The organism is Sneathiella sedimenti (genome assembly GCF_017313765.1).
GTDB lineage: Bacteria > Pseudomonadota > Alphaproteobacteria > Sneathiellales > Sneathiellaceae > Sneathiella > Sneathiella sedimenti.
In genome coordinates, this window is record NZ_JAFLNC010000001.1 from 799,243 (window position 1) to 812,294 (window position 13,052).

At 56.8% G+C, this 13,052-nt stretch carries 11 protein-coding genes; 6 read left to right on the forward strand and 5 right to left on the reverse strand.

What is annotated here, in order from left to right; genetic code table 11:
* Window positions 1-10 precede the first annotated feature (10 nt).
* Together gyrB and J0X12_RS03775 are read left to right on the forward strand one after the other, a co-directional pair.
* Window positions 11-2,437 (forward strand): DNA topoisomerase (ATP-hydrolyzing) subunit B, encoded by a 2,427-nt coding sequence (gene gyrB / locus J0X12_RS03770; protein ID WP_207042410.1) that lies wholly within the window; start codon window positions 11-13, stop codon window positions 2,435-2,437.
* A 105-nt stretch (window positions 2,438-2,542) separates the two neighbouring features.
* Entirely contained in the window at window positions 2,543-4,663 is a 2,121-nt protein-coding gene (locus J0X12_RS03775) for a transglycosylase domain-containing protein (protein WP_207042412.1), read from the forward strand.
* Window positions 4,664-4,667: 4 nt separating this feature from the next.
* Here the strand turns inward: J0X12_RS03775 and J0X12_RS03780 are convergent, their stop codons facing one another.
* The 4 genes from J0X12_RS03780 to J0X12_RS03795 are packed head-to-tail and all read right to left on the reverse strand — an operon-like array spanning window position 4,668 to window position 8,743.
* Window positions 4,668-5,879 (reverse strand): multidrug effflux MFS transporter, encoded by a 1,212-nt coding sequence (locus J0X12_RS03780; RefSeq protein ID WP_207042413.1) that lies wholly within the window; start codon window positions 5,877-5,879, stop codon window positions 4,668-4,670.
* Window positions 5,880-5,907: 28 nt separating this feature from the next.
* A complete protein-coding gene (locus J0X12_RS03785; RefSeq protein WP_207042414.1) occupies window positions 5,908-6,654 on the reverse strand; it encodes a M48 family metallopeptidase in 747 nt (248 codons plus the stop codon).
* Window positions 6,644-7,093 (reverse strand): YcgN family cysteine cluster protein, encoded by a 450-nt coding sequence (locus J0X12_RS03790; RefSeq protein WP_207042415.1) that lies wholly within the window; start codon window positions 7,091-7,093, stop codon window positions 6,644-6,646. The genes J0X12_RS03785 and J0X12_RS03790 overlap by 11 nt, the downstream gene beginning before the upstream one ends.
* A gap of 6 nt (window positions 7,094-7,099) precedes the next feature.
* Entirely contained in the window at window positions 7,100-8,743 is a 1,644-nt protein-coding gene (locus tag J0X12_RS03795; RefSeq protein ID WP_207042416.1) for a polyhydroxyalkanoate depolymerase, read from the reverse strand.
* Window positions 8,744-8,915: 172 nt separating this feature from the next.
* Here J0X12_RS03795 and J0X12_RS03800 point away from each other — a divergent pair, with 172 nt between their 5' ends.
* The gene (locus J0X12_RS03800) at window positions 8,916-9,461 is read left to right on the forward strand and encodes an ankyrin repeat domain-containing protein (RefSeq protein WP_207042417.1); all 546 of its coding nucleotides are present in this window, start codon (window positions 8,916-8,918) and stop codon (window positions 9,459-9,461) included.
* A gap of 27 nt (window positions 9,462-9,488) precedes the next feature.
* Here J0X12_RS03800 and J0X12_RS03805 read toward each other — a convergent pair whose 3' ends face one another.
* A complete protein-coding gene (locus tag J0X12_RS03805) occupies window positions 9,489-10,193 on the reverse strand; it encodes a lipid-binding SYLF domain-containing protein (protein WP_207042418.1) in 705 nt (234 codons plus the stop codon).
* Between the two features lie 126 nt (window positions 10,194-10,319).
* Here J0X12_RS03805 and J0X12_RS03810 point away from each other — a divergent pair, with 126 nt between their 5' ends.
* From J0X12_RS03810 to J0X12_RS03820, 3 genes are all read left to right on the forward strand, one after another.
* The gene (locus J0X12_RS03810) at window positions 10,320-11,651 is read left to right on the forward strand and encodes an ActS/PrrB/RegB family redox-sensitive histidine kinase (protein WP_207042422.1); all 1,332 of its coding nucleotides are present in this window, start codon (window positions 10,320-10,322) and stop codon (window positions 11,649-11,651) included.
* Window positions 11,652-11,713: 62 nt separating this feature from the next.
* Entirely contained in the window at window positions 11,714-12,244 is a 531-nt protein-coding gene (locus tag J0X12_RS03815) for an ActR/PrrA/RegA family redox response regulator transcription factor (protein WP_207042424.1), read from the forward strand.
* Between the two features lie 4 nt (window positions 12,245-12,248).
* A complete protein-coding gene (locus J0X12_RS03820; RefSeq protein ID WP_207042425.1) occupies window positions 12,249-13,046 on the forward strand; it encodes a DNA-methyltransferase in 798 nt (265 codons plus the stop codon).
* The last annotated feature ends 6 nt before the right edge of the window (window positions 13,047-13,052 follow it).

The following is a 13,052-nucleotide window of genomic DNA, read 5'->3' on the forward strand; positions in this document are numbered from 1 at the left end:
AGACGACGTAATGAGTAACACAGAAGGTCATGTGGAAGCTGAGGAATATGGCGCGGAGTCGATCAAGGTCCTGAAAGGACTTGATGCGGTACGCAAACGCCCGGGCATGTATATCGGCGATACAGATGATGGTTCGGGTCTGCATCATATGGTCTATGAGGTCGTGGATAACGCCATCGATGAGGCCCTGGCCGGTCATTGCGACCTGATTTATGTCGCGCTAAATCCCGAAGGGTCGGTAACGGTCCGCGATAACGGTCGTGGTATTCCGGTCGACATGCATGAGGAAGGGGTCTCCGCCGCCGAAGTTATCATGACCCAGCTTCATGCCGGCGGGAAGTTTGACCAGAACTCCTATAAGGTTTCCGGCGGCCTGCATGGTGTGGGTGTCTCCGTGGTGAACGCCCTGTCCACCCGTCTCGACATGACCATCTGGCGCAATGACAAGGAACATCGGCTCAGTTTCGAGCATGGGGAACCTGTCGGCGCCCTTGAAATCGTTGGGGATGCCGTGGGCAAGAGCGGGACGGAAATCACCTTCACCCCGTCACCGGAGACCTTTACCAATATCAAGTTTGACTTCGCGACGCTGGAACATCGCTTGCGCGAACTCGCCTTCCTCAATTCCGGCGTATATATCCAGATCAACGATTTGCGCTCTGCCGAGCCGGTTACGGTCGACCTGCATTATGAAGGGGGCATTTCCGCCTTTGTGAAATATCTCGACCGGTCAAAAAGCCCACTGATCACGGAAACCATTGACCTTTCGGCGGAAAAGGAAGGTGTGACGGTCGAGGCGTCGCTTGAATGGAACGACAGCTATCATGAAAATGTGCTCTGTTTCACCAACAATATTCCACAGCGCGATGGCGGGACCCATCTGGCAGGCTTCCGCGCCGCGCTGACCCGTTGCATCAACCAATATGCGACCGCCAGCGGAACGTCCAAGAAAGAGAAGATTGTCGTGACAGGCGATGACGCGCGGGAAGGCCTGACCTGCGTTGTCTCGGTTAAAGTGCCGGACCCGAAATTCTCGTCCCAGACCAAGGACAAGCTGGTTTCCAGCGAAGTACGCCCGATCGTCGAAAGCTCTGTCTATGATGCTCTCACCCAGTGGTTTGAGGAACATCCGAACGACGCGAAGATCGTCATCACGAAAGTCTTCGAGGCCGCCGCGGCCCGGGAAGCCGCCCGCAAGGCGCGTGAATTGACCCGCCGCAAGGGAGCACTGGACATTTCCAGTCTGCCAGGCAAACTCGCCGACTGCCAGTCAAAGGACCCGGCCATTTCCGAACTGTTCCTCGTCGAGGGTGACAGCGCCGGCGGTTCCGCCAAACAGGGGCGCGACCGCCATAACCAGGCCGTCCTGCCACTGCGCGGTAAAATCCTCAATGTGGAACGGGCCCGGTTCGACCGCATGCTCTCCTCGAACGAGATCGGCACCATGATCACGGCACTCGGCACCGGGATCGGGCCGGAGGAATTCGATATCGAGAAGGCGCGCTATCACAAGATTATCATCATGACCGACGCCGACGTGGACGGATCCCATATCCGCACATTGCTGCTCACCTTCTTCTACCGGCAAATGCCGGAACTGGTCGAGAGGGGCTATCTCTATATCGCCCAGCCGCCGCTTTACAAGGTGACCAAGGGTAAATCCTCGGTCTATCTGAAAGACCAGAAGGCCATGGACGACTACCTGATCGACCAGGGCATGGAAGAGGTGGTGCTGGAACTTGCCACCGGCGAACAACGTAACGGCGAGGATTTGCGGGCGATGGTCAGTCGCGCCCGTCAGGCCCGTGACCTGATTGAATCCATTGCCAGAATCCAGAACCGGCCCGTCGTGGAGCAGGTTGCCATCGTAGGGGCATTGAGTGACGAACTGCTGAGCGATACCGTCCGCGGACCCGAGGCAGTTGCCACGGTTGCCAAGAGGCTTGATGCCATTTCCTCGGAAACGGAGCGGGGGTGGACTGGCGAAATATTGCCGGACTTCAGCCTGAAATTCAGTCGCGAAGTGCGCGGTGTGACGGAAGTCCAGATCGTTGACAGCAACTTGATTCATTCCGCCGAAGCGCGCCAGCTGGATTCCATGAAGGACGAATTGCAGGCGATTTACGCACAATCCTCCACCTTTATCCATAAGGACAAACGATTGACCATCAATTCTCCCATTGATTTGATGGAGGCCGTGACCAACCTCGGCAAGCGCGGGCTGGCAATCCAGCGCTATAAAGGACTGGGTGAGATGAACCCGGAACAGCTTTGGGAAACCACTCTCGATTCCGAGGCGCGGACATTGCTGCAGGTACGGATCAACCACGGGGATGAAGCGGATGAGGTTTTCTCCACCCTGATGGGCGATGTGGTGGAGCCGCGGCGTATCTTTATCCAGGACAATGCCCTGAAAGTGAGCTTTCTGGATGCCTGATGACAACAATCGCGGTTTAAAATCGCAATTTTGCCTTATATGTGGGAGATAAAGCACCCTTTGGCCCGCATTTAGAGTAATGCAGAGTAACGATCGAGTTCGATTATGAAGAAGGCATCCAAGGGATCAGGCAGGCGTTCGTCCGCCACCGCGGCGAGATCGAAGGCGTATCCCCAGCGCCCAAAACCTGCGGGAAAAAGAAAAAGCGCGAAGGCGTCCGCGGGACGCAGCCCGAAAAAGGCAGCGCCCAGACGCGGACGCAAAACACCGCAGAAATCCGGCCTGTGGGGACCGCTGATTAACTGGGGCGGGGCGCTGTTTCTGTGGGGCCTTCTGATCGGTGGCATCTTTATTGGCTACTTTGCCTATACGCTACCTGATATCTCGGGTATCGGCGACATCGACAAGCGCCCCTCCATGGTGCTGCAAACCAAGGACGGCATCCGCTACTCGACCTATGGCGATCTCTATGGCGACATGCTTCCCATCGAGGCAATCCCAGAAAATATGAAACAGGCGGTCCTGGCAACCGAGGACAGCCACTTCTATAACCATTTCGGCCTCAACCCGGTCAGCCTGGTCCGCGCCGCCTGGCGCAATTATGAGGCCGGCCGCGTCGTGCAGGGCGGCAGTACCATCACCCAGCAGCTTGCAAAGAACCTGTTTCTGACGCCGGAGCGCACGTTGGGCCGGAAAATCCGTGAAACCCTGCTCGCCTTCTGGCTGGAGGCAGAATATACAAAAGATGAAATTCTCGCCCTCTATTTGAACCGGGTTTATTTTGGCTCCGGCACCTATGGCATTGATGCGGCATCAAAAAAATACTTCTCCCATCCGGCAACAGAGCTGACGACAGCGGAAGCCGCGATGCTGGCGGGCCTACTGAAGGCACCAACCTATTACGCCCCGACCCGCAACCTGCAACGGGCGCAGGACCGGGCCAGCGTTGTCCTCGCCCGTATGGTGGAGGAGGATTATCTCACCCCTGCGGAAGCCGACAAACTCCGCGCCAGTCCTGCGGTCCTGATCAATGCCAGCCAGGATTTCCGCAATGTCCGGTATTTCTCGGACTGGGTGGTAAGCGAAGTACAGGCCTATATCGGACGCACGGAAAAGGATCTGGTTATCACGACGACACTGGATCTAGCCATGCAGGGCGACGCCGAACGGGCGATCGAGGCACGGCTTAAATCCGAGGGCACGAAAATGGACGTAAGCCAGGGCGCGTTTGTCGCCATGTCTCCGGACGGCGCCGTGCGCGCGATGGTCGGCGGCCGGTCCTATGCGGAATCCGTCTATAACCGGGCGACGGTCGCCCGGCGGCAGCCCGGATCCGTCTTCAAGACTATTGTCTATGCAGCCGCGTTCGAGAATGGCCTTTCTCCGGATGACATTTTTAACGATGGCCCGATCAATATCGACGGCTGGACCCCGCAAAACTACACCAAGCTCTATAATGGCGAGATGAGCCTGCGGGAAGCCTATGCCCGCTCCATCAATACAGTCGCGGTCCGGGTGACAGAACGGGTCGGTCGCGACAAGGTCGCCGATATGGCGAAAAACCTGGGTCTTACCGGCCATTACCCGCTGCATCCGTCCATCTCGCTTGGCACCAATGAGGTGTCACTTCTTGAAATGACCGCCGCCAATGCCGTCATTGCCAATGGCGGGATGGCCGTGTTGCCATACGGTGTTCTTGAAATCCGCGAAAAGGACGGGCCCGTTCTGTATTCGCGGCAGACCTCCGGTCAGGGACGGGTTATCAGCGCCGCCACCATTAATAAAATGCAGGATGTCATGACCGCCACTATCCAGTGGGGCACCGGTAAGGCCGCCAATCCGGGCTTTGCCGCAGCGGGCAAGACCGGCACGACGCAGGACTACCGCGATGCCTGGTTTATCGGCTTTACGCCGGATCTTGTTGCCGGTGTCTGGTTCGGCAATGACGACGGGTCCGCCACCAAGCGGGTGAATGGAAGCAATTTGCCTGCCATTACCTGGAAGGACTTTATCACCCATTCTGAGACATCCCACGCGGTTGCCTTCAACAGGGTCGAGGAGGAAAGTTCCGCAGGCAGCCTTTGGGACAAGATCGTCCGCGCCTTTTCGAGCAAGAACGCCCCCGCCGAAAGTGGCAGCAGCGCACCCGGCAGCGAGGCCACGCCAAAGAGCTCGACGCAGAAAAACTCCTACGACTATATGGACAAGCAGCGACAGCAACCGTAGGCGGTCAATCCTCTTTCCAGCCCTCTGTCGGCGCGTTATGGGCTGTCAGGCGGAAAATAGCGGCGGAACTTAACCCCATCAGGCCGATGGCATAGACCATCGAGAATTGGGTCTGGTCATAGAAATAGGCGATCAGGAAGCCCAGTAAGGCGGCGAAGCCGAGCATCAAAAATCCCATCAGGGCCGAGGCAGACCCGGCCTTATCGGGAAATGGCGCCATGGCGCCTGCCTGTGACTGTGGCAGGACAACACCCATGCCGACGGTATAGACAATCATCGGGACAATGATCGCCGTCAGTGTATTGAACCCCGCCAAGGCCGCCACCACCATGCTGCCACCGCCAAGGGCACAGATTATCGTACCGATCCCCACAGAGAAGGACAGCCCCTTCGCACGGGTCATTTTCGGGCCCAGCAGGGTTCCGCTCATATACCCCAGAACGACAATCCCGAAGAAATAGCCGAAATTATCTGCGCGCACGCCCAACACGTCGATCAGAACGAGGGGGGAGCCGGATATAAAGGAGAAAAGACCGCCGAAACAAAGACCCCCCGTGAGCGCATAGCCCAAAAATTCGCGATGCCGGATCAGGTCCAGATAATTGCGGGCGATATGGCTCGGCCGCAGGGCGTTCAGGTTTTTCACGGCGAGGGATTCATCAACAAACAGCACTGTCACCATGCCAACAATGAAAGAGGCAAGCCCGAGAACAAAAAACACCGACTGCCAGCCGTAGAAAGCGGCGATATAGCCCCCCAGTACCGGTGCGATAGCAGGCGCGAGCCCCATAATTGTCCCCATGCGGGAAAGCTGCTGTGCCGCCTGTTCGCGCGCGAAGAGATCACGGACCATGGCGCGTGGCACGACAATGGCCGCACAAACGCCGAGCGCCTGAATAAACCGCAGGATCACCAGCTGGTCGATCTGGACCGCAAAAAGGCAGGCAACACTTGCCACAACATAAATGAACAACCCGCCGACGATGATCGATTTGCGCCCGTACCGGTCGGTCAGCGGTCCGTATATCAGCTGGCAGCCGCCAATTCCGAACGTAAAAATACTGAGGGTGAGCTGCACTTCCGCCGCACTCGCACTAAAAAATGCCGCAAGCTGCGGGAAGGTCGGCAGATACATGTCGGTTGATAGGGGACCGAGCGCCACGGCGGCAGCGAGATACAGGGTAAACGGGATAGAGGAGGGGGCTAGTCGTTTCATGGGCGGCCTTCTTAAGAGATCGCCAAAGTCATACCGTCTCCGCTCTTTCAACGCCATACTTATGTAGATCGGCACCATTTCTTTTCAGCCATGTCTTGGCCGGTTCAACGGCGGGGTGCATTTCATCGACCAATGCCCAAAAGGCGGCGGAATGGTTCATATGACGCAAATGTGCCACTTCATGGGCGACGATATAGCGCATTACCTCCTCCGGCATCAGCAGTAAGCGCCAGGAAAAGTTAAGCCGTCCGGTCGAGGAACAGCTTCCCCAGCGCGAAACCTGGTCGCGCAGGGTAATACCGCTGTAACTGACATCGATTTTCTCGGCATATTGCGCGGCCCACACACTGATTTCCGTCTTGGCCATCCTGCGGGTCCAGTCTTTCACCCGGCGCGGCAAATGTTCTTCCCTGCCGGCGACATAGATATGCCCGTCCTCGGCCCACACGAACCCGCGCTGTTCGGGGACGTGGGTAATCCGGTGCGGCCGTCCCAACAGGGGCAGTATGGCGCCTGCACGAAACGGAATGCTTGCCGGTATCTTATTGATATTACTGGAAATCCAGTCAATTTCCTGACGCAGAAAGGCAAGCCCCGCCGTGAGGGATGCGCGCTTGGGCAGGAGAAGGACAACGCCGTGCCGTGGATCAATTCGAAGCTTTATTCGCGCCGCGCGGGGAGAGCGTTTTACCGCGATCGGAATTTTACGGCCGTCCGAGACAAAATGTGGTGATTCCCCTGTCACCAGTTCCAGACTTCGGCGGTCAGCCGACATCTTCATCCGGCCAGTCGACGATATGATCCTCCAGATCGCCCGCACGTCGTTCCGATACCACACGCCCACGGACCGAGATGCCTGCCTGATGAACTGTCTCAGGATCTTTTGAAATGAGTGGATGCCACCAGGGCAGCGGCTTTCCTTCCGACAACAGGCGATAGGCGCAGGTTCGCGGCATCCAGCGCAGGGTCGGGATAATATCCGGTGTCAGGGTAATACAATCCGGCACCAGACGGGAGCGCTCCGGATAACGGGTGCACTGGCAGGTTCCAAGATCGAGCAGGCGGCAGACGACCTCTGTATAGGCGAGTTCAAGCGTGTCTTCGTCTTCCAGCTTGAGCAGGCAGCATTTGCCGCAGCCGTCACAGAGGGATTCCCACTGTTCCGCCGACATGTCTTCAAGCGCGACAGTCTCCCAGAATGGTTTTTCCTTCACCCCACATCAGGCCTTTTTTGTTGGTTGCCGCCGCGCCCGTGTAGCGGGCTTGGCTTTCTTCTGTGTTTTCTGTGCGGCGGGCGCCGATTTTGCCGTTGCGGCCCTTGCCGGCGTCGATTTCGTCGGAGTTGCCTTGGCCGGTGCCGCTTTTACGGGTGCCTTTTTCGCCGGAGCTTTGGCCGGAGCCGCTTTTACCGGAGCTGCTTCAGTCACCGTTGTCTTCGCCTCCGGCTGTTTACCGGTCGATGTCTCGGGGGAGGCCGTCTTCTTCGCAGCAGGCTTTATCTCAGGAGCTTTTTCCACAACTGCCTTTGCCTCAGCGGGCTTTGCCGGTGCAGGCTTTGCGGGTGCATTTTTGGTCTCATTGCTGGGAACCAGAGCCAACCGAACGCGGTTGTGCGGCTCGTGATTAAGGATGAAATCGCTGATACGCGGCGCAATTGTGCTTCTGAACTTGCTGCCATTGAAGACACCGTAATGGCCGACACCCTTTTGCTCATAATGGGTTTTCATGCTGTCAGGCAGGCCTGTGCAAATATCATGGGCGGCAACAGTCTGGCCGATACCGGAAATATCGTCAAGTTCCCCTTCCACCGTCATCAGCGCGGTTTTCTTTATCAGGTCCGTCCGGACTAGCCGGTCACCACGGTACATCATCTCACCCTTGGCGAGCGCCTGTTTCTGGAACACCGTCTCGATCGTCTGCAGGTAATATTCCGCCGTCAGGTCCATCACCGCATTATACTCGGCGTAAAAGGCGCGATGTCTATCCGCGCTGTCGCCGTCGCCCTCAACCAGATGGTCGAACTGCTTGATATGGGCCTCCATATGGCGGCCGAAATTCATGCTGACAAAACCGCTGAGTTGCAAAAAGCCCGGATAAACCCGGCGGAATGCACCGGGATAGCCAAGCGGGACATGGCTGATCACTGTATGCTCGAACCACTCGATGGAATGGTTCATGGCAAGCTTGCATGGTTCCGTCGGGTGACGGCGGGTATCGATTGGGCTACCCATCAGGGTAACGGAGAGTGGCACATTCGGGTTATTATCCTCCGACATCAAGGCGACGGCGGCCAGAACCGGCACCCCAGGCTGGCAAACCGCCATCACATGAGTGTCCGGACCCAGAATTTCGAGATAATCGATGATATAGTCGATATAGTCATCCAGATCGAACCGTCCCTCAAACACGGGCACGTTCGCCGCATCCCGCCAGTCGGTGATATAGACATCGTGATTGGGCATCATCGTCTCGACCGTGCCGCGCAACAAGGTCGCGAAATGGCCGGACATGGGCGCCACGATCAACAGCTTGGGGTCTTTGCGTGTCGTATCCCGCTTGAAATGCTTGAGCTGGCAGAAGGTTTTGCGGTGAACAATCTCTTCTGTCACCGCCACCGTCCGCATATCAATGTTCGTGGAGGTCAAACCAAAGGCCGGTTTGCCGTGATACTGCGTCGTTTCGGAAAACAGGTCCAGGCCTGCGGCCAAGGTCTGCGCTTGGGGCGTGTCAGAAACCGGGTTGAACGGACTCTTCAAAAGTTGAGAGTAAATTTGTGCGGCCATACGGACTGGTGAAAGCGCCAATTTTTGCATTTCATTGAACTGGTAAAGCACGTCGTACTCTCCTACATTAACAGACGTCATGATATTGAAGTCTGCCGGGTTTCTCTGCGCCGAGTTTCGCTGCAGTGCAACATAATATAGGAAAAATCGCCGCAATGTCAGTATTTTTTACGATATTACAGATAAATGATTAATAATCCGCTCCGGCACTCTGTCGAATGTTGCACAATAGTTACATGTAAGGGATAGTCTAATGCGGTTCTACTGGCTTGTATTCTTGACGGTTTTTCTCATAGCTCCGCCTTCCTATGCCCAATCCATCCTGGGAGAGGATGAAGTATTTCAAAGTGCCGATCGCGGCGATTCCGCGGCAGTGGAGGAATACCTCCTCACCGGAAATAACCCGAATATCCGTGATTTGAAGAAAATACCGCTGTTGCACCATGCGGCCATGGCCGGTTTACCGAAGACAGTACGCGCCCTCATCCGCCACGGCGCCCAGGTTGATTTGCCGGACCCGTTCGGCAATACAGCCCTGATGCAGGCAGCCGCCTATGGATCAACCGCCGCAGCGGAGATCCTGATTGAAGGAGGCGCGGATATCGATGAGGAGAACCGACAGGGCGAGACCCCCCTGATCAAGGCCGCCAAAACCGGAAACACGGAAGTCGTAAAGCTATTGCTGGAAAAAGGGGCGACTCTTGACCTGACGGACTTCACCGGAAGAACGGCCCTGGATCACGCGAAACAGAACCGCCATCCCGACGTGGTGCGTCTATTGTCCGATGCGACGCCCTGACGGCGCCGCAATCGAGCTATTTATTGACTAGGGAGCTTCGGCAGCCTTGATTGCCGCCCGCAATCCATCAGCTTGCGCATTCCCGACCGTTCGCTCGATGACGATCTGCTGCGAGGTGACAGGCTTGCCATAGTAGGACTCGTTGGAATCCGAGTTTGAAGACAGAATAGATCCCTCTACCGAGGCACCGATAAAGAGGCCCTTCGAAATCGCGAAGGAGAATACATCGACTTTCATGTTTGTTGTGGTCGAGGCGCCGAGCGTTGTGCCCACCGGACCGACGGCCGCACTCAAATCACCGCCCAGCTTGACCTGGTTACTGATTATGGCCTGCAGGCCCTTTTCCGTCATGACCACCAGCACCAGCTCATTCGCCTGCGCACCGAACTGCAAGCCGATGCTGCCCTGGCCCATGGTGTAAAAAGCCGGCGAGGACCATTCCCCTGCTTCATTCTTGCCCAGAAGAACACCGCTTCCGCCAGCGCCGCCTACAAAGAAGCCGGCTTTAAGCACCTGCGGGAAAACGACAACGCCCTTGGCAACGGCCAGCAATTTGCGGAATTGATCCATCTCTGCCTGCGCGGCAACATTGGTGATGGTGAACTTCGCTTTTTCAACCAGTTGATCCTGTGCTTCACCGGCAAGAGCAATATTACCGGATCCCAGAAGGAGCGCGCTTGCGCCCAAGAACGACAGAATTTTTCGACGGCTTGCCCTGAATGTCATCTGCATCTTTTTTAATCCTTTTTGACTCATCATTGGAAAACAGGATACTGATATAGAGTAGGGCATGAATGATGGCATTTATATGTCGAATAATCTTCCGAAAAATTAACCGGCACGCATGAAACAGTGAATATGTCAGAAAAATCGCCCCTGATGTCCATCCCCAGCATTGAGTCCGACGCCATTAACCTCGCTGCGAGCGGCATGCGGCTGAAAACGCTGGTCTATATTCGCTGGCTGGCGGTGCTCGGACAGGCCCTGACCGTCATCCTGGTTCACTTCGTTTTTGGATACAGCCTGCCGCTTCTGCCCATCGCGCTGCTGATCAGCGCCAGCGCCATTCTCAATCTGCTGGTCAGCCTCAACCGCAAGCCTTCCACAAGGCTTCCGAACCGCGGCGCGCTCCTATATCTGTTTTACGATATCCTTCAACTTGCAGGGCTGCTCTATTTCACCGGCGGTCTTTCCAACCCCTTTTCAGTGCTTTTCCTGGTGCCGGTCACGATTTCCGCGACCAACCTGACGCGGCAGGGGACGTTTTTTCTCGGGCTGACGACACTCGCCTGTATTACATTCCTTGCGCTCTTCTACGAACCGTTGCCGCTGCCTGCGGGGACGCTGGTCCTCTCCCAGACCTATATACTGGCAATCTGGGCGGCTTTGGTGCTGGGAACGGCCTTTCTTTCGGGCTATGCTTGGCTGATCGCCGCAGACTCGCGGAAAATGTCGGACGCGCTGACCGTCGCCCGGGCAGAGCTCGCACGGGAACAACAGCTCTCCGCCGTCGGGGGGATTGCCGCCGCCGCCGCTCATGAGCTTGGCACCCCGCTGAACACCATCCTGCTGGTATCGGAGGAATTGAAACAAGCCCTGCCGGCGGGGAGCGACACGGCAGAGGACGCCGCATTGCTGCATGACCAGGCCCGGAAATGCGCCGAGGTACTGGCACAACTCTCCCAGGGGCCGGAGACGGAGCGTTTTATCAAGGATTCCGCCCACCACAACTTTCTATCGCTGGATAACCTCTTTTCCCTGGCAACGGAAAAATACAAGGACAGCCACAAGAAATTTGTCATTCAGACCCATGGAGAGACAGCGGATATTCCAAGGCTGTTCCTCACCGCGGAGCTTCGTCACGGCCTTGGCAACCTGATCAGCAACGCCGCCGAGTTCGCTACCAGCAAGGTGACCATCGACCTCTATTGGAACGAAAACCTGGTGCGCGCGGAAATCCGTGATGACGGACCCGGCTTTTCGGAGGAGGTTCTTGATCGGCTGGGCGAACCCTATATGTCGTCCCGGCGCGGACGCGGGGGCATGGGCCTCGGTGTATTTATCGCGGACATGCTGATCAAGCGAAGCGGCGGGGAGCTGAATTTCCGCAATCAGAAAAATGGCGGCGCGATCGTGGAAATCCTCTGGTCTCGCCGGGAACTTGAAAAATCTGATCCTTTCAGTAATTAGAAAATATGCTAATCTGCCCCGGGTAGCTCGATTATTAGGGTTTTCAAATTAAAGTACAGGTAATGGACGACAAAAAGTTACTGCTGATCGTCGACGACGACGAGATATTTTTGAACCGGCTTGGTCGTTCGATGGAACGCAAGGGCTTTGCGCCAACCCTCGCCAATTCGGTGGCTGAAGGCAAGAGATGCGCCGGCCAAAATGCGCCGGATTACGCCGTTGTCGATCTCCGGCTGCAAGATGGAAACGGCCTTGAGGTCGTAGAGGCCATCCGTGGTGTCAATGAGGATGCCAGCATCGTCATGCTTACCGGCTATGGAAATATTGCCTCCGCCGTGGCCGCGGTGAAGGCAGGCGCCATCGACTATCTCGCCAAGCCCGCCAATGTCGAGGATATCGTCAACGCCCTGCTTGCGGACAAGGACGCGATGCCAACACCGCCGGAAAACCCGATGTCCGCCGACCGGGTTCGCTGGGAACATATCCAGCGCGTCTATGAACTCTGCGATCATAATGTCTCGGAAACCGCGCGCCGCCTGAACATGCACCGGCGCACTCTCCAGCGCATCATGGCGAAACGGTCCCCGCAGTAGCCGGATGGATCAGATTGTCCCAAAAAGCACCCTGATCTGCGGCGACGCCGCTACGAAAATGGCAGGCCTCAGGGCGGAAAGCATCGATCTGATCATCGCCGACCCGCCCTATAATCTCGGCAAGAACTACGGCAATAACATCGACCTCAAGAACCGCGCTGAATATCAGGCCTTCACCCAAAGCTGGCTCCGGGAAGCCGTGCGCCTCCTGAAACCCGGCGGATCTCTCTATTGCTTCATGGGCGTCAAGTTCATTGCCCGCCTCTACCTGATGCTGGAAGAGGACTTTGGTCTCACCCCACAGGGCTGGATTACCTGGCATTACACGCAAGGCATGGGCCGGAAAAAAGGTTTCTCCCCGCGACATGAGGATATTCTCTGGTTCTCGAAGGGGGAAGACGCGCAGTTTAATCTCGATGACGTGCGGGTGCCGCAGAAATACTACCGCAAGCGCAACAATATGGCGGGCGCGAACCCGGGCGATGTCTGGCAGTTCAGCCATGTGCATTACTGCGCGGCGGAGCGGCTGCCCCATCCCACCCAAAAGCCTGAGGCTCTGATCGAACGAATTGTCCGCGCCTCCTCCAACCCGGGTGATGTGGTGCTGGACCCTTTCCTGGGCAGCGGTACCACGGTGCGGGTCGCCACCGTACTTAACCGCGCCGCCACCGGCATCGAGATCAACCCCGATTATATCGAAATGGCAAGAAACCGCCTGAAAGCGCCGTTTGAGGCCTTCGACAGTATGGACCTGCGCGCCGCCCGGACCTCAAAAGACCTACCGAAGGAGCCATCGAACTGACAACGG